This is a genomic window from Dactylosporangium sp. NPDC006015 (assembly GCF_040614215.1).
GTDB classification, from domain to species: Bacteria; Actinomycetota; Actinomycetes; order Mycobacteriales; family Micromonosporaceae; genus Dactylosporangium; species Dactylosporangium maewongense.
On sequence record NZ_JBEXUD010000025.1, the window covers coordinates 52179 to 68330 of the forward strand.

At 70.4% G+C, this 16152-nt stretch carries 15 protein-coding genes; 4 read left to right on the forward strand and 11 right to left on the reverse strand.

Features of this window, described 5'->3' with window-relative positions:
• The first annotated feature begins 97 nt into the window (after positions 1-97).
• Complete coding sequence (locus tag ABZ321_RS34990; protein ID WP_344511299.1) at positions 98-1108, forward strand: LacI family DNA-binding transcriptional regulator; 1011 nt, start codon at positions 98-100, stop codon at positions 1106-1108.
• A 45-nt stretch (positions 1109-1153) separates the two neighbouring features.
• Here the strand turns inward: ABZ321_RS34990 and ABZ321_RS34995 are convergent, their stop codons facing one another.
• The 11 genes from ABZ321_RS34995 to ABZ321_RS35045 all read right to left on the reverse strand — a co-directional run bounded on the left by ABZ321_RS34995 (position 1154) and on the right by ABZ321_RS35045 (position 12660).
• The gene (locus ABZ321_RS34995) at positions 1154-2341 is read right to left on the reverse strand and encodes an acyl-CoA dehydrogenase family protein (RefSeq protein WP_344511298.1); all 1188 of its coding nucleotides are present in this window, start codon (positions 2339-2341) and stop codon (positions 1154-1156) included.
• On the reverse strand, positions 2338-3477 hold the full coding sequence (locus tag ABZ321_RS35000; protein ID WP_354899350.1) for a CoA transferase: 1140 nt from the start codon (positions 3475-3477) through the stop codon (positions 2338-2340). The genes ABZ321_RS34995 and ABZ321_RS35000 overlap by 4 nt, the downstream gene beginning before the upstream one ends.
• Positions 3474-4985, reverse strand: coding sequence for an aldehyde dehydrogenase family protein (locus ABZ321_RS35005; protein ID WP_354899353.1), 1512 nt, complete (start codon positions 4983-4985; stop codon positions 3474-3476). The genes ABZ321_RS35000 and ABZ321_RS35005 overlap by 4 nt, the downstream gene beginning before the upstream one ends.
• Positions 4982-6331: a 4-aminobutyrate--2-oxoglutarate transaminase gene (gene gabT, locus ABZ321_RS35010; RefSeq protein ID WP_344511292.1), complete on the reverse strand. Its 1350-nt coding sequence runs from the start codon at positions 6329-6331 to the stop codon at positions 4982-4984. The genes ABZ321_RS35005 and gabT overlap by 4 nt, the downstream gene beginning before the upstream one ends.
• On the reverse strand, positions 6328-6897 hold the full coding sequence (locus ABZ321_RS35015; RefSeq protein ID WP_354899356.1) for a phosphohydrolase: 570 nt from the start codon (positions 6895-6897) through the stop codon (positions 6328-6330). Before ABZ321_RS35015 ends, gabT begins: the two co-directional genes overlap by 4 nt.
• Positions 6894-7916, reverse strand: coding sequence for a membrane dipeptidase (locus tag ABZ321_RS35020; protein WP_344511288.1), 1023 nt, complete (start codon positions 7914-7916; stop codon positions 6894-6896). The genes ABZ321_RS35015 and ABZ321_RS35020 overlap by 4 nt, the downstream gene beginning before the upstream one ends.
• Positions 7917-7959: 43 nt before the next feature.
• The gene (locus ABZ321_RS35025) at positions 7960-8829 is read right to left on the reverse strand and encodes a transporter substrate-binding domain-containing protein (protein WP_344511286.1); all 870 of its coding nucleotides are present in this window, start codon (positions 8827-8829) and stop codon (positions 7960-7962) included.
• 79 nt (positions 8830-8908) lie between these two features.
• Positions 8909-9553 (reverse strand): amino acid ABC transporter permease, encoded by a 645-nt coding sequence (locus ABZ321_RS35030; protein WP_344511284.1) that lies wholly within the window; start codon positions 9551-9553, stop codon positions 8909-8911.
• A 10-nt stretch (positions 9554-9563) separates the two neighbouring features.
• Positions 9564-10208, reverse strand: coding sequence for an amino acid ABC transporter permease (locus ABZ321_RS35035; RefSeq protein WP_344511282.1), 645 nt, complete (start codon positions 10206-10208; stop codon positions 9564-9566).
• Positions 10208-11014, reverse strand: coding sequence for an amino acid ABC transporter ATP-binding protein (locus tag ABZ321_RS35040; RefSeq protein WP_354899361.1), 807 nt, complete (start codon positions 11012-11014; stop codon positions 10208-10210). The genes ABZ321_RS35035 and ABZ321_RS35040 overlap by 1 nt, the downstream gene beginning before the upstream one ends.
• Complete coding sequence (locus ABZ321_RS35045) at positions 11014-12660, reverse strand: NAD(P)/FAD-dependent oxidoreductase (protein ID WP_354899364.1); 1647 nt, start codon at positions 12658-12660, stop codon at positions 11014-11016. Before ABZ321_RS35045 ends, ABZ321_RS35040 begins: the two co-directional genes overlap by 1 nt.
• 192 nt (positions 12661-12852) lie before the next feature.
• On the opposite strand from ABZ321_RS35045, the gene ABZ321_RS35050 reads away from it, so the two are divergent.
• From ABZ321_RS35050 to ABZ321_RS35060, 3 genes are all read left to right on the forward strand, one after another.
• A complete protein-coding gene (locus ABZ321_RS35050; protein WP_344511278.1) occupies positions 12853-13590 on the forward strand; it encodes an FCD domain-containing protein in 738 nt (245 codons plus the stop codon).
• 209 nt (positions 13591-13799) lie between these two features.
• The gene (sigJ, locus tag ABZ321_RS35055) at positions 13800-14750 is read left to right on the forward strand and encodes an RNA polymerase sigma factor SigJ (RefSeq protein WP_354899368.1); all 951 of its coding nucleotides are present in this window, start codon (positions 13800-13802) and stop codon (positions 14748-14750) included.
• An 87-nt stretch (positions 14751-14837) separates the two neighbouring features.
• Positions 14838-16010, forward strand: a complete 1173-nt coding sequence (locus tag ABZ321_RS35060; RefSeq protein ID WP_354899371.1) for an FAD-dependent oxidoreductase — start codon at positions 14838-14840, stop codon at positions 16008-16010.
• Positions 16011-16152: the final 142 nt, after the last annotated feature.

Genomic DNA, 16152 nt, shown 5'->3' on the forward strand with positions numbered 1-16152 from the left:
TGTCAACGGCTGTTTTGCAGCCATCGCGCAGCACCTGTCGTTGCGAGGTTCATCCACAAGCTATGCTCGCCGAAACGTTTTCGAGAGGACTGAACCGGTGGGCAGAACACGCGCGCGGGCGACCCTGACCGACGTTGCCAAGCGGGCAGGGGTCTCCGTCGCCACCGCCTCGAAGGCACTCAACTCGCGCGACGAGGTGGCCCCCGCGACCCGTCGACGGGTGCAGCAGGCCGCGGAGGAATTGGCTTTCTACCCCAACGTGTTGGCTCGGGGACTCGTCTCCGGTAACACCCGAACCATCGGTTTGCTCACTGACGAGCTGACCAGCGCCCGCTTTGCGATTCCGGTGCTGCTCGGCGCCGAGAACGCCCTGGGCAACGAACAGATGAGCGTCCTGCTGTGCGATGCCCGCGGCGATGCCATCCGCCGGCGCCACTACATTCAAACGTTGCTGGCCCGCCAGGTCGACGGGTTCATCATCCTCGGCGACGCCAACGACCTGCGCCAATCACTCACGCGCGACATCCCGATTCCGGTCGTCTATGCCTACTGCGAGTCCGACAACCCCGCCGACCTGTCTGTCATCGCCGACGACGCCGGCGGCGCCCGCCTTGCCGCCGAGCATCTCGTCGCGCTCGGCCGCAAGCGCATCGCCCACATCACCGGCGACGACACCTACCGGGCCGCCCGCGACCGAGCCGCCGCATTACGGGAGGTCCTCGACAGCGCCGGCCTGCCACTCATCGGCGATCCGCTCTTCGGCCAGTGGTCGCAACGCTGGGGACGGCACGCCGCCGCCCGGCTCCTGAGCGCACACCCCGACATCGATGCGATCTTCTGCGGCAACGACCAGATCGCCTCGGGGGCGGCCGACACCTTACGCGAACTCGGCCGCCATGTACCCGACGACGTCGCGCTGGTCGGCTACGACAACTGGGAGGTCTTCGCCACCGAGTGCCGACCCCCGCTGACGACCGTCGACCTCAACCTCGAGCAGCTGGGCGCGACCGCGGTCGGACAACTCTTCGCGATCCTGGATGGCGAGACCCGCTCTGGCGTCGTCCGTCAGCCCGGTCGCCTCGTCGTCCGAGGATCAACAGTCCCATAGACGAGCCGCACGTCCGCAACCCATCGACTACGGGCAATGCGAGGGTCATCGGAACGCCGGGATACCGGTCATCAACTGCCCCAGAACAAGGGTGTGCATCTCCACCGTTCCCTCGTAGGTCAGCACCGACTCCAGGTTGGCGGCGTGCCGGATGACCGGATACTCCAGCGAGACGCCATTGGCGCCGAGCAGGGTCCGGGCCGTCCTGCAGATGTCCAGGGCCTCTCGCACGTTGTTGAGCTTGCCGAGGCTGACCTGCGCCGGGGTCAGCACGCCGGAATCCTTGCGGCGGCCGAGATGCCAGGCGAGCAGCACGCCCTTGGCGTACTCGACGTTCATCTCGACGAGCTTGTGCTGAGTGAGCTGGAACGCGGCCAGCGGACGGCCGAACTGTTCGCGCTGGCGGGTGTAGTCCAGCGCGACCTGCAGGCAACTGCGGGCTGCCCCCATGGCTCCCCAGGTGATGCCGTACCTCGCCTCGTTCAGGCAGCTCAGGGGACCCTTCAGCCCGCGCACGTCGGGGAAGGCGAACTCGTCCGGGATCCGCACGCCGTCCAGGACCAGTTCGCTGGTCACCGAGGCCCGCAACGATCCCTTGTGCTTGATCTCCGGAGCCGAGAAGCCCGGACTGTCCGTCGGCACGGCGAAGCCTCGCACCCCTTCGTCCGTGACGGCCCACACCACGGCCACGTCGGCCACGGACCCGTTGGTGATCCACATCTTGCGCCCGTCGAGGATCCAGTCGCTCCCGTGACGGCGCGCGCGGGTGCGCATCGAACCGGGATCGGAGCCGTGATCCGGCTCGGTCAGGCCGAAGCAGCCGATCGCCTGGCCACTGGCCATGCGAGGGAGCCACTGCTGTTTGGTCTCCTCGCGGCCCCACCTCCAGATGGCGTACATGGCCAACGAGCCCTGGACCGACACCAGCGAGCGCAGCCCCGAGTCCGTCGCCTCGAGTTCGAGGCACGCCAGACCGTACGCGACGGCGCTCAGTCCGGCGCAACCGTAGCCCTCCAGGTGCATGCCCAGCAGTCCCATGTCCCCGAGCGCGACCGTCAGCTCCCGAACCTGAGGCACCCGCCCGTGCTCGTACCATTCGGCGACGTGCGGTTCGACGAGGTCGTCGCACAGGCGACGGACCGCGTCCCGGACCGCTCGCTCGTCATCGGTGAGGAAATCCTCGAGGTCGAGCAGGTCCAAGGGGTCGGGCTGGCGCGTTGCCGAAGTGGTCACGTGCTCCTCCTGGAGGCATAGGTGGTGCGGACAAGGGCGTTGTGCTCGCCCAGCCGCGGCGGTCGCCGGTACTCCCGCACCGGAGTGCGCGAGTAGGTCACGGGATGCCGGACCTGGTCCATCGCGTCGTCGCCCAGCGAGACCCGGGGTTGCAGGCCGAGCCGGGCCGCGAGCTCGAAGGCGGAACCCACGTCGCCCACCCGCCCGGCCGGTACGCCGGCGCGCTCCAGTACGCCGACCCACTCGTCGACGCCGGCACGGCGCAGCGCCGGCTCCAGCTCCCGCACCAGCTCGGCCCGGTGGGCCACCCTGGCCGGGTTGGTGCGGAACCGGTCGTCCTCCGGCAGCGTGGGCAGCCCGAGGGCCTCCGCGAGCCGCCGGAACTGGGCGTCGTTGCCGCACGCGACGGCGAGCTGCCCGTCTGCGCACTCCAGCGTCTCGTACGGGGCGATCGATGGATGCTGGTTGCCGAGACGACCCGGAGACGTGCCGGTCGCCAGGTAGGTCGCCGCCTGGTTGGCCAGCGAGCCGAGGAGGCTCGACAGCAGGTCGACGCGCACGTGCTGGCCGCGCCCGGAGGTGGCGCGTTCGAGGAGGGCGGCCAGGATGCCCCCTACGGCGTCCTTGGAGGTCAGCACGTCGACGAGGGCGACGCCGACCTTCACCGGACGTGCCTGCGGGTCGCCGGTGATGCTCATGAGCCCGCCGACGGCCTGCACCAGGAAGTCGTACCCCGGCAGCGACGAGTCCGGGCCGAAGCCCGAGATCGAGCAGTAGACGACGCTGGGGTTGCGTTCGGCGACGGCGTCGTACCCGAGGCCGCGCGCGTCCAGGGCACCCGTGCGGAAGTTCTCCACCACGACGTCCGCGCCGGCCGCCAGGTTGACGGCGACCTCGAGATCCCGGGGGTCGTCGAGGTCGAGCTCGACACTCAGCTTGGACCGGTTCGCCGCCTCGAAGTAGGCGCTGGTCGCCGCGGTCCACGGCGGTCCCCACTGGCGGGTGTCGTCCCCGACGCCCGGCCGTTCGACCTTGATCACGGTCGCGCCGAGGTCGGCCAGCATGACGGTGGCGAGCGGCCCGGCGAGCACCCTGCTGAAGTCGGCCACGACGACCCCGTCGAGCACCGGCCTCATGATGCCCCGGCCCGGATCCAGTCCCCGCCGACCCGGCAGGGAAGCAACCACGGGTTGCTCCGCCGCGCGACCGGCGGCAGCAGCTCGTCGCGGAATCCCTGGAAGGCGACCGGGCGGACGAAGCGTTCCAAGGCGCGAGCCCCGATCGACGTGGCCGTCGGTTGCGTCGTCGAGGGCCAGGGCCCTCCGTGCTGCTGGGCGCGTGCGAGCGGCGCCCCCGTCGTCCAGTCGTCGAGGACGACCCGCCCGACCTTGCCGCTCAGCGTCTCCAGCCATCGAACCGCCCACGGATCCTCGCCGGGTCCGGCGAACAGGGTCGCGGCCAGCGCTCCCGGCAGCTGCGTCAGCGTCGCGAGGACCTGCTCGGGCGCGTCGTATTCGGCGACCGCGACCACGGCCCCGAAGACCTCTTCCAGCAGCCTGCTCCCCGCCCGCACCTCCGCCAGCGGCGCCTCGAGGACGGCGGCGGGCGCCGACCAGCCGGGACCGTCGCCGCCGAGCTGCACGGCGACCGTGGCGCCGGCGTCCCGCATGGCCTCGACGCCGGACCGGACGCCGTCGGCGATGCGGCGGGTGAGCATCACGGGCTCGGGCGCGAGCCGCTCCAGCTCGCCCGCGACGCGGGCCGCGAGGCCGCTGCCCTTCGGGGCGAGGACGAGGCCCGGCTTGGTGCAGTATTGCCCGTGCCCGAGCGTGAAGGAGGCGACCAGCCCGCGGGCCACCTCCTCGATCCGCGTCGCACCCAGCGGTGTGACGACGACCGGGTTGACGGTGCCCATCTCGGCGAAGACCGGGATGACCACCGGCCGTTCGTTGGCCAGCCGCCACAGTGCCATCCCACCGGTCTGGGAGCCGGTGAACGCGACCGCGGCCAGGTCGGTGTGCTTGACCAGCTCGACGCCGGTCTCGAAGCCGTGGACGATGCCGAGGGCACCGTCCGGGGCTCCCGCGGCCGCGAGGGCGGCCCTGGCGAGCCCGAACAGCTTGCCGCTCACCCCGAGGTGTGCCGGGTGCGCCTTCACCACCACCGGGCACCCGGCAGCCAATGCGGACGCGGCGTCGTGGCCCAGCACCCCGAACGCGAAGGGGAAGTTGCTGGCGCCGAAGACGGCGACCGGCCCCAGTGGCACGTTCACACGGGTCAGGCTCGGGGTCTGCCCGTCGGCGGTGTCGTGCTCGACCCGCAGGAAGTAGCCGGCCGCGGCCTCGTCGGCGTAGAACCTGATCTGGGCAACGGTCCTGGTCAGCTCCCCCTGCAGCCGCGTGGTGCCCAGCGCGGTCTCCCAATCGGCCAGGCGGACGAGATCGCCTCGCGCGCCCTCGACCGCATCGGCGACCGTGTGCAGCCACCGGGCCCGGTCGCGCGGTGCCGCGCGGGACAATGTGGGAGCCGCGGCTACCGCCCGCGCCATGGTCCTCTCCAGCTCGGCGCGGCTGGTCGGGCGAGCTGTCGTGGTCGGCAGACCCGTGCGCGGGTCGTGGCTGGTCTCGGGCGACGTCGGCGTCATCGGGCCCTCACCGCCTCCTCGATCACGCTCAGTGCGTCGTCAAGAAGTTGGGGTTCGATGACGAGGGGCGGCAACAGCCGGAGCACGTTGCCGTAGGTGCCGCAGACGAGCACCAGCACGCCCTGCCGGTGGCAGGCGGCCGCGACGGCTCGGGCCGCCTCCGGGTTCGGGGTCCGGCTGCCCGGCCGCACGAACTCGACGGCCAGCATCGCGCCCCGGCCCCGCGCCTCGCCGACGCACGACTGTGGGCCGGCCAGGGCGCGCAACCGCGGGAGGGCGAGCGCCTCGATGTCGCGGGCCCGCTCGACCAGCCGCTCCTGCTCGATGACCTCCAGCGTGGCCAGTGCGGCGGCGCAGGACACCGGGTTTCCCGCGAACGTACCGCCGAGCCCACCCGGGGGCACCGCGTCCATCACCTCGGCGGATCCGGTCACCGCGGCGATGGGCATGCCGCCGCCGAGGGCCTTGGCCGTGGTGATCAGGTCCGGGACGACGCCTTCCCGGTCGCAGGCGAACATGTCACCGGTACGCCCCAGCCCGGTCTGCACCTCGTCGGCCACGAACACGATGCCATGCCGGTCCGCCAGCTCACGGACCCGCGGAAGGTACCCGGGCGGCGGCACGATGAACCCGCCCTCGCCCTGGATCGGCTCCAGGACGATGGCGGCCACCCGATGGCCGCCGATCTGGGTCTCGACGAGGTCCCGGAGGGCTTCGGCGGCCTCCTCCGCGCAGCGCTCGGGGCCGCCCTGCCAGCGGTAGGGGTAGGGTGCGGGCGCCCGGTAGACCTCCGGTGCGAACGGCCCGAACCCGTCCTTGTAGGGCGCCACCTTCGCGGTCATGGTCATCGTCATCAGCGTCCGGCCGTGGTACGCGTTGCCGAGGACGACCACCGCAGGCCGGCCGGTGGCCACACGCGCGATCTTGACTGCGTTCTCGACGGCCTCGGCGCCGGTGGAGAACAGTGCGGTGCGCTTTTCGTGGCTTCCCGGTGTGATCCGGTTCAATGCCGCGGCGACCTCGACGAACCCGTCATACTGCGTGACCAGGAAGCAGGTGTGCGTGAACCGCTCGGCCTGTTCGCGAATCCGGCGCACGACGTGCGGATGGGACGCGCCGACGGCGGTGACGGCGATCCCGGAGGCGAGATCGACGAGGTGGTTGCCGTCCACGTCCACCACCACGGCGCCACCGGCGCGTTCGACGAAGACCGGCATCGTCTGCCCCAGGCCCGCGGCGACGTGCGTGTCACGGGCCGCTTGCCGTTCGCGGGAGCGGGGGCCCGGAATCTCGGTCCGCAGGATTCGCCGCTGTTGCGGCAGACCTGCCGTGCCGGCGGTCGTCATGCTGCTGTCGCCTCCTGCTGCAGGTAGCGGGGTTCGGCGAAGACTCGGCGCAGCGCCGGTTCGAACGCCTCCAGGGCCAGTGCGTCGTATCCGGGATCGAAGCTCTCCTGGTCGTACAGTTCGCAGAACTCGGCGCAGTCGTCGAACCAGGGAGCGTCGCGGTACCGGTCGCGGGCGTTGCGCGCCTCCGCGGGGAGGTTGGTGTAGTAGTACTGCTGGAAGATCCCGTGGTGGCTGGCGATCCACGTGAGCTGCGGTCGCACGAACGGCCGCACCAATGCTCCCGCCAGCTCGCTGTGCGTGTACGGCGCGAGATTGTCCCCGACGTCGTGCACCAGCGTCATCACGACGTACTCGTCGTCACGGTCGTCCCGTAGCGCGCGGGTCGCCGCCTGTAACGAGTGTTCCAGCCGGGTCACGCGGTGGCCGCTGAATGATCCCGCCAGCTCCCGCAGCGCGCCGAGGATCCGGTCCGGCAGTCCTTCGTTGAACACGCGCTCCTGGTGGTCGAGGTAGTCGTACTCATCCGGGCCGCCGTCCTTCATCCGGACGAACTGCACGGTCATGCGGCTGCCTTCGCGGCCCTCGGCCGGCTGTCGCCGTGGGGGGTCAGCCCCTCGTCGAAGATCCTCATCCAGTTGCCGCCGACGAGCTTGTCGACCTCGGCGTCGTCGAAGCCCCGGTCCCGCAGCCCCTGCTCGAGCGCGGGAAACATCGCGGGGGTCTTGAAGAAGTCGGGCCAGGGCAGCCAGCCCTGCGCGTCCGCGGTCGCCGGGCCGAGCTGGGTCACGTGCGACCACCGGCCCTTGCGGATCCACTGGAGCTTCTCGTCGTTCCACCCGTGGCTGGCGTCGCTGCCGATGCCGACATGGTCGATGCCCATCAGGTCGACCGCGTACGCGACCATGCCGGTCCACTCCTCCAGGCCGACCGGGCCGCCGCCGGTCAGGTGGGCGTACGGTGCGACGCCGAGGACGCCGCCGCGGGCCGCGAGCTTGCGCAGCACCTCGTCGGACTTGTTCCGCGCATGGGGCCAGACCGTCGCGGGGTTCGCGTGGGTGATCGTGACCGGTCTGGCCGAGCGGTCGATGGCGTCCAGCGACGTGCGCTCCCCCACGTGCGACAGGTCGACCAGCATGCCGAGCCGGTTCATCTCCTCGATGACGTACCCGCCGAAGCGCGTCAGGCCGGCGTCCTGCGTCTCGTAGCAGCTCGCGCCGACATGGTTCTGGATGTTGTACGTGAGCTGGGCGACCCGGATGCCGAGGTCGAAGAAGACCTCCACCAGGTCGAGGTCGTCCTCGAACGACGAGGCGTTCTGGAACCCGAGCACGACCGCGACGCGCCCGCCGGCGACCACGTCGCGGATCTCCTGTCCGTCACGGGCCAGGGCGATCAGATCCTCGTTCGCGCGGAACATCCGGTTCCATGCGCCCAGCAGGTCGAGCGTGGTCCGAGCGTCCTCCCAGATGACGACCGTCGCGTGGATGCAGTCGATGCCTCCCGCACGGATCTCCAGGAAGCGTTCTCTGGTGAAGTTGCTGCTCTGCAAGCCGTCGACGACGATCCGGTTGTTGGCGTTCATGACAGGTCGGGTCTCCTCGAAGGGGTTGGGTCGGTCTTGCGGATCAGAAGCTCTGCAGGGGCTGGGGATTGTCGGCCTCGGCCGACAGCCCGTACTTCTCCAGGATCTTGCGGAACTCGCCACTGTCACGCAGCGCCTTGAGACCGTCGTTGATGGCCTCGTTGAGGGTCGTGTTCTGCAGGTTCACGGGGAAGTTGGTCTGCCCTGGCTGCAGGGTCGCCTTGACGGCCTGGTTCGGCTTCGGGACCACCACCTGGACGTCGTTCTGCAGGCCGGCCATCTCGATCTGCCGCACCGCCGTGGGCTGGGAGTTCACGATCGCCTCGATCCGCCCCGCCTTGAGGTCGGCGTAGGAGGCCTCGAGCGTGTCGTAGAGCTTCTGGTTGTTGCCGATGAGCTTGTTGACGTCGTCCACCCAGAGGGACCCGATCGCGGACCCTACGGTGTGACCTCGAAGGTCATCGATCTGCTCGATGCCGCTGCCCTTGCGCGACGCGATCGCCAGGTAGACGGTGATGACGGGGTCGCTGAGCCGGACGACCTTCGCGCGTTCGGCGGTGCGGTACCAGCTACCGAGCGTGGTGTCGGCCCGCCCGGACTCCACCGACGGGATCATGCTCGCGACGTTGCCCCGCACGATCGTGATCGAGAGGCACTCCCGCTCGGCGATCCGGGCGAGGATCTCGCCCTCGGCGCCGGTGAGCTTGTTGCCCTCGCTGTCGGCGAATGGCGGGTTCGGGAAATGCGCGACGGTCAGGGTTCCTTTGGCGACCGTCTGCACGTTCGGGTGCACGGGTGTGCAGTTCTTGTCCGGTGCGGCGGACCCGTTGTCCGCGGTGGGGTCGGCGCAGGCGGCGAGGGCCAGCGAGGACAGCAGGGCGATGACGGCGAGGGCGGTACGGGCTCTCTTCACGGTGGTCTCCAGATATGGCGCGAAGTCGGATCGGAACCACGGCGTCAGGACGCCGTTGGGGGAAATCCCGTCCATGGGGTCAGAGGTGACGGCTGAGCTTCCGCTCGAACCGCCGGACCAGCACCGATGCCACGATGGCGATGGCCGCGTACAGCACGGCCGCGGCGACGAAGGTGCGCAGGTACTCGAACGTCACGCTGCCCCGCAGATACGCGGCCTGCATGACCTCCGAGAGGGTGATGGTGTAGGCGAGAGAGGTGAGCTGGAATGCCTTGATGGCCAGGTTCATCAGCGGTGGGATGGCGATCCGGGCGGCCTGCGGCAGCAGGATGTCGCGATACGCCGACCGCGGCGTCAGCCCCAGCGCCTTCGCGGCCTCGCGCTGCCCGGGCGGGACCGCGTTGAGGCTGGAGCGCATGATCTCGCACGCGTAGGCGCCGATGGACCAGGTGAATCCCACCACTGCCGCCGGCATGGGGTCGAGGGAGACACCGGCCTGCGGCAGGCCGCGGTAGATGAGGTACAGGATGACGAGGAGCGGCAGTCCGCGACCCACCTCGACGACGGTCAGGGCGACGATCCTCACGGCCCGCCGCTTGGCGTCGACGAGCAGTGCGAGCACAAGGCCGAGCACGAAGGCGAGAGCAAGGCTCAGGCCGGCCAGCTGGAGCGCCGTGCCGAGCCCGGGGGCCAGCGTCTTGAAGTCAACGAGAAGTCCGTGCATCGTCGTCTCCTCAGCCGACCGAGAACTTCGCCCGCAGGCGGCTGTCGACGCGGCGCGACCCGTACGCGAGCGGGAGGCTCAGGAGCAGGTACACCACGCCGACGACGACGAATGTGGTGAGGCCGTCGCCGGTCCGCTGGGTCACCAGCCCGCCACGGAAGGTCAGCTCCATCACGCCGATCGCCGACGCGAGCGCCGACTCCTTGAGCAGGCTGATGGCGTAGGTGGCCATGGTCGGGCTCACCACCCGGGCGAGCTGCGGCGCCAGGACGTACCGGCCACGATCCCAGGTGCTCAGGCCCAGTGCTTTGGAGGCCAGCCACTGGCCCTGTCCCAGGCCGCTGAGGCCGCCCCGGTAGATCTCGCCGAGGTAGGCGGAGCTGGTGACGCCCAGCGTGAGGATGGCGGTCGTCCACGGCCCGAGCCGGATGCCGATCTCGGGCAGCCCGAAGAAGACCAGGAAGAGCCAGACGAGGTTCGGGACCGACCTGAACACCTCGATCAGGCTGATGGCCGGCCAGCGCAGGAGCCGATGGGCGCTGCGACTGGCCACCGCCAGTGGCACGCCGAGCACGGCGCCGATCAGGAAGGCCGCCGCAGTGATCGTGACGGTACCGATCGCGCCGGTCAGGATGTATCCGGTGTATTGGAACATCAGCGGTCCAGCACGGCGCTCAGGAAGGTCCGGGTGCGCGGATGGCTCGGACTCGCCATGATCTGGTGCGGGTCGCCCGCTTCGACCACGCCCCCGTCGACCATCACCACGATCCGGTCGGAGACGTCGCGGGCGAACGCCATCTCGTGCGTCACCACGATCATCGTCATGCCGTCGGCGGCGAGTTCTTTCATGACGGCGAGGACTTCGGCCCCCACCTCGGGGTCCAGGGCCGAGGTGGGCTCGTCGAACAGCATCACCGCCGGGTCCAGCGCCAGGGCACGGGCGATCGCCACCCGCTGCTGCTGCCCTCCGGAGCAGCGCCCGGGATAGGCGCCGGCCTTGTCCGCCAGCCCGACGCGTTCGAGCAGCGACATCGACCGCGCCTCGGCTTCGGCCGGGGAACGGCCGAGCACCCGCTCCTGGGCGAGCGAGACGTTGCGCAGCACCGTGAGATGCGGAAAGAGGTTGAAGTTCTGGAACACCATCCCCAGCCGCCGGCGCAACGCCTGAATGTCCCGTTCCCTGGGTGTGGCGCCCGGGCCCACGCTGAGCGAGGTGTCGCCGACCCGCAGCGTGCCCCGCGTCGGGATCTCGAGGAGATTGACGCAGCGCAGGAACGTGCTCTTGCCGGCACCGCTGGGACCGATGATCGAGACGACCTCTCCCCGGGCCAGGCCGAGCGTGACGTCCCGCACGGCGACGTGGTCGCCGAAGCGCATGGTCACGCCCGATGCTTCGAGAAATGCCGGCTCCGCGCGGCGATCAGGCTTCACACTGGTCTCCCTCGTGTCGAGTCCGGGCATCAGCTCGCCCCCGCCGTGCCGAACTCCGTGTAACGGTCGGGGTCGGTGCGATCGGCGAGCAGCCGCCGGGCGGCGTTGCGGCCCGGCAGCCCCGAGACGTAGTTGCCCGGCCAGGTCCCCACGCTGCCCAGGTAGAGACCCGCGACCGGGGTGGCGTAGTGGCTCAGCCCGAACGTGGGCCGGGCGTCGAACATCTGGAACGCGGTGATGTCGCCGTGGGAGACATGGGCGCCCATGAGCCCGAAGTCGCGCTGGAGGTCCTCCGGCGAGAGGGCGCGATACCCCACGATCATGTCCTTGAGACCCCGGAAGTACACCGCGTCGAGATGCTTGATGATGTGGCGGGCGAACCTGTCCTTCTCGACGTCCCAGGTGCTCCCCGACAGCCGCAGCGGCGCGTGGAAGACCGTCAGACTCAGCACGTGCCCGCCCTCGGGCGCCAGCGTGGGATCGATGGAGGACGGGATGAGGCCCCAGATGATCGGCTCGCGCGACCATTCCCCGGCGAGCGCCGCGTGGTACCCCCGGTCCATCCCGGAGATGGTCGTTCCCATGCGGAACCCGCACCGCAGCAGCCTGTCGTTCTCGGCGTCGTCCACGGCGCAGGTGAAGCGGGGCGTGCCGTCCACGGCCAGCATGAGCTTGAAGGCGGTGCCGTCCATCTTGATGGCGCCCGCCTGGGCAGCCAGGTCCTGGCCCAGTTCGTCCGGCGTCAGGAACTGGGTCAGGGTCAGCTTCGGGTTCACCGCCGACAGGACCGCGCCGGCGGTGTACTCCTCCCCGTCGTTCGTCACCACGCCGGCGACGCGGCCGTGCTTGACAACGATGGAAGCCACACCCGACCCGGTACGGATGACCGCCCCGGCGGCGCGAGCGGACGCCGTCATCGCGCGAGCGATCTCCGCCATGCCGCCGATGGGCGCGACCTTGCTGGTGCCCAGGGTGTGGAAGCGTTCGCCGCTGCGGGTCGCCGAGGAGCCTCGGTACAGCGGCCGGTGGAAGAGCATGTAGGCGGACCCCGGCGTGCTCGGACCCAGGTAGTTGCCCGAGATGGCGACCATGCCCAGCAGGGACATCACCTCTTCGGAGGTGATCCGCTCGGCGAGGAAGTCGGTGGCGCTGCCGAACATGAGCCGGTTGAACAGTGCCCGATCCGCGTCGTTGTCGAGCCGGCCGTAGAGGTCGGCGACGCTCGGCGGGGCCTCGTAGAAGGAGACGTCGAGCTTCTCGGCCAGGGTCGACATCGCCTGGAGCGTGGCGAAGTAGCCGTCGACGTCGCCCGCGTTGAGCGACTTGAGCTCGTCGGCCAGGCCGCTGCGGGAGTTGGCGGCGACGAACCGGCGCCCGTCGGCGAAGGCCATGACCGAGCTTGGATCGGGGTGGGCGAACCGGAGCCCGAAGTCCTGCAGTCGCATCTCGGAGACGATGGAGGGCTCGAGGTTGTGGCACGAGTTCGACACCGCGTTGGTTCGGTACCCGGGAACGATCTCGGCCGTCGCCAGGAGCCCGCCCGGATCGTCGCGCTGCTCGAGCACCAGCACGTCGAGGCCCGCCCGGGCCAGATAGAAGGAGGCGACCAGCCCGTTGTGGCCGGCGCCGATGACGATGGCGTCGAAGTTCCTGCTTATCCGGTCCTCGTCAGGCACCGCAACCTCCTCTGAGTAGCGAACGGGATCACGGTAAACCGCCAAGAGGGCTTTTGCTAGACTTTTGACACGACCGATCTGGACCAGGGTCCCGAATCGGGAAACTGCCATGTAGCATCCTGTACTGCTCGGGTTCGCTGCAGAGTTCACCAGGATGGGACTTATGTCTGACTTCAAGGCAGCGGGACGCACGTGACCAACAACGGGGCGGGACTCAAGCGCGTCCGCAAGGCCTATGAACAGATCGCGGACCAGCTCCGCGACAACATCCTGCAAGCGAAGCTGCGCGCCGGTGAACGCCTGCCGCGGGAGGTGGACCTCGCCGAGACCTTCGGCGTCAGCCGGGCCACGGTCCGGGAGGCTCTTCGCGTCCTCGCGAGCGAAAATCTGATCCGCACCTCCAAGGGCGCGACCGGCGGCTCCTTCGTGACGCGCCCGACGATCGACTACGTGTCCGAGTTCATGACGACACAGATCAACCTGCTGACCGCGGCCGAAGAGGTGAGCATCGCCGAAACCGTGGAGTTGCGGGAGCTGATCGAGGTCGAGGCCACTCGGCTGGGAGCGCTGCGCCGCACCGACGAGCAGCTCACGCGGCTGACTGAGACCGTGCCCGATCCCGCCGCCGGCCTGTCCCACTCAGAGATCAGCGACCTCAACCGCGCGTTCCACCTGACCGTGCTGGAGCTCGCCCACAACCGCCTGATGGTGCTCTCCGCCCAGCCCGTGTATGCCGTCCTCGAGGCCCGCTCGGAGCGCAGCCTGCTCAACACCCGCGAACACGACGCCATCCTGCGGGAGCACGCGGAGATCCTTGCCTGCATCCGCGACCAGGACGGGCCTGGTGCAGCCGAAGCCATGCGGAACCATCTCGTCCACCTTCGCCCGCTCTCCGAACGGACCTGGCGAAAGGCCCTTCCCCTAACATGACATCGCAGCTGTTGGAGCACTGCGCGGCGGGCTGACCAGCACGCGAGCGACAACAGCCTCGTCGGCGTACGCGACCTGGCCGCCGGAGCGGACGAGCGCCTGGCGTTCCAGAACGCGCACCCGGGCCGAGAACTGACCTCAGCCGGCCCCGGGGTGGAACGCCGCGGCCGGGGCGAGGCCGGCGAAAGCGAAGCACGTACCGTGGGGTCATGGCTCTGACCGTCGGGGACGTTGAGCGGTTCGAGGTGGCCCGGCCACGGCTGGAGGCCATCGCCTACCGCATGCTCGGCTCCGCGGCGGAGGCCGAGGACGCGGTGCAGGAGACGTTCCTGCGCTGGCAGGGCGCGGACCACGGGCGCATCGAGGTGCTCGAGGCGTGGCTGACGAAGGTCCTCACCAACCTGTGCCTCAACCAGCTCACGTCGGCGAGGGCACGGCGTGAGGTGTACGTGGGGCAGTGGCTGCCGGAGCCGCTGCTCGCGGGGGATCCGATGCTCGGTCCGGCCGACACCGTGGAGCAGCGCGAGTCGGTGTCCTACGCGGTGCTCACGCTGATGGAGCGGCTCACGCCGAACGAGCGGGCGGTGTACGTGCTGCGCGCCGCGTTCGACTACCCGCACCGGGAGATCGCCGGGATCCTCGACATCACGGAGGCCGCCAGCCAGCAGATCTTCCACCGGGCCAAGCAGCACGTCGCCGAGGGCCGGGCGCGCACGGAGATCGACGAGGCCGCGGCGCGGCGGATCGTCGAGGAGTTCCTGGCGGCCGCGACCAGCGGGCGGACCGAGCCGCTCGTGCGGCTGCTCACCGGGGACGCCGTCTCGATCGGCGACGGCGGCGGGAAGGTGCCGGCGCGGGCGAAGGCGTACGAGGGTGCCCTCGCGGTGGCGAAGTTCGTGCGGGGGCTGTTCGCGCCCGGCGAGGCGAAGCGCGCCGCGGCCGGCGGGTCGCCCGGGATCTACGCCACGACCGCCAACGGGGAGCCGGCCGTCGTGGCCGTCGTGGACGGGCGGGTCGTGGGGGTCATGTGCCTGGAGGTCACCGCCGGCGGTATCGCGGCGCTGCGCAACCAGGTCAACCCCGACAAGCTCGACCGCGCGACCGAGCGCTGGACGGCCGCCGGCGACCACGGGAAACCCCTGTTCACCGCGTTTCAGTGAGCATGTGAGCTGCTTCACACCACGTTCCTGTCAGCAAACGGCGGGCCGCCCGGTTCAAGGGGCACACCGCCAGACAGGAGCAGGGACATGCAGCAGCACCGCATCATCGTTCTGGGCGCCGGGTACGCCGGGGCCATCGCCGCCGGCCGGCTCGCCAAGCGGCTGCGCCGCGAGGACGTCGCGATCACCCTCGTCAACGCCGAGCCGGACTTCGTCGAACGGGTCCGCATGCACCAGCTGGCGACCGGCCAGACGCTCAAGCCGCGGCCGTTCAGCGCGATGCTCGCCGGCACCGGCGTCCAGCCGCGGATCGCCAAGATCACCGCCGTGGACGTGGAGCGCAGGACCGTCACAGCCGGCGGCGAGGAACTCGGATACGACACCCTCGTCTACGCGCTCGGCAGCGGCTGGAACGCCCAGGGCGTCCCCGGCACCGCTGAGCACGCCCACGAGCTCGCCAGCCGCTCCGGCGCGCTGCGGCTGCGGGACCGCCTGGCCCGCCTCGACGCCGGGCAGCCCGTGGTCGTCGTCGGCGGCGGCCTCACGGGGCTGGAGGCCGCCACCGAGATCGCCGAGGCCCGTCCGGACCTCGAGGTCGCCCTCGCCGCCCGCGGAGAGCTCGGCGACTGGCTGTCGGACAAGGGCCGCACGCACCTGCGGAAGGTCGCCGCCCGGCTCGGGATCACCGCGCACGAGCACACCGCCGTCGCCCGGGTCGAGGCCGACACCGTCGTCACCGCCGACGGCCGCACCATCCCGGCCGCGGTCACGGTATGGACCGCCGGGTTCGCGGTCCACCCGATCGCGCAGGCGAGCGGCCTGGAGGTCACCGACACCGGCCGGATCGTCGTCGACGGCACCATGCGGTCGGTGTCCCATCCGGAGGTGTACGCCGTGGGCGACGCCGCCTTCGCCATGGGTGCCGGGGACAAGCCGCTGCGGATGTCGTGCGCGTCCGGCACCCCGATGGCGTGGCAGGCCGCCGACGCGATCGCGGCACGCCTGACCGGCGGCAAGCTGCCGAACGTCCCGCTGCGCTACTTCAACCAGTGCATCTCACTGGGCCGCAAGGAGGGCCTGATCCAGTACGTGACCGCCGACGACCGTGCCGTCTCCGCGGTCCTCACCGGCCGGCTCGCCGCGCTCTACAAGGAGCTGATCTGCAAGGGCGCAGCCTGGGGCGTCGCCAACCCGACGCTGGGCCTGCCCACCCGCCGCCACCCCGTCACCGTGGAAAGCACGGTCGGGGCGACGGCGTAGCGCTACCAGAGCCGGGCTCTACCGCGTCTCAGCAGTACACGTTGCCGCGGGTACTGAATGATGAACCCGCTGGACGTCTTGGTGGCGCTCTGCCGCCCTCACCCCGGGACCGTACCTGCACATCGGCGGCGACGAAGCGTCG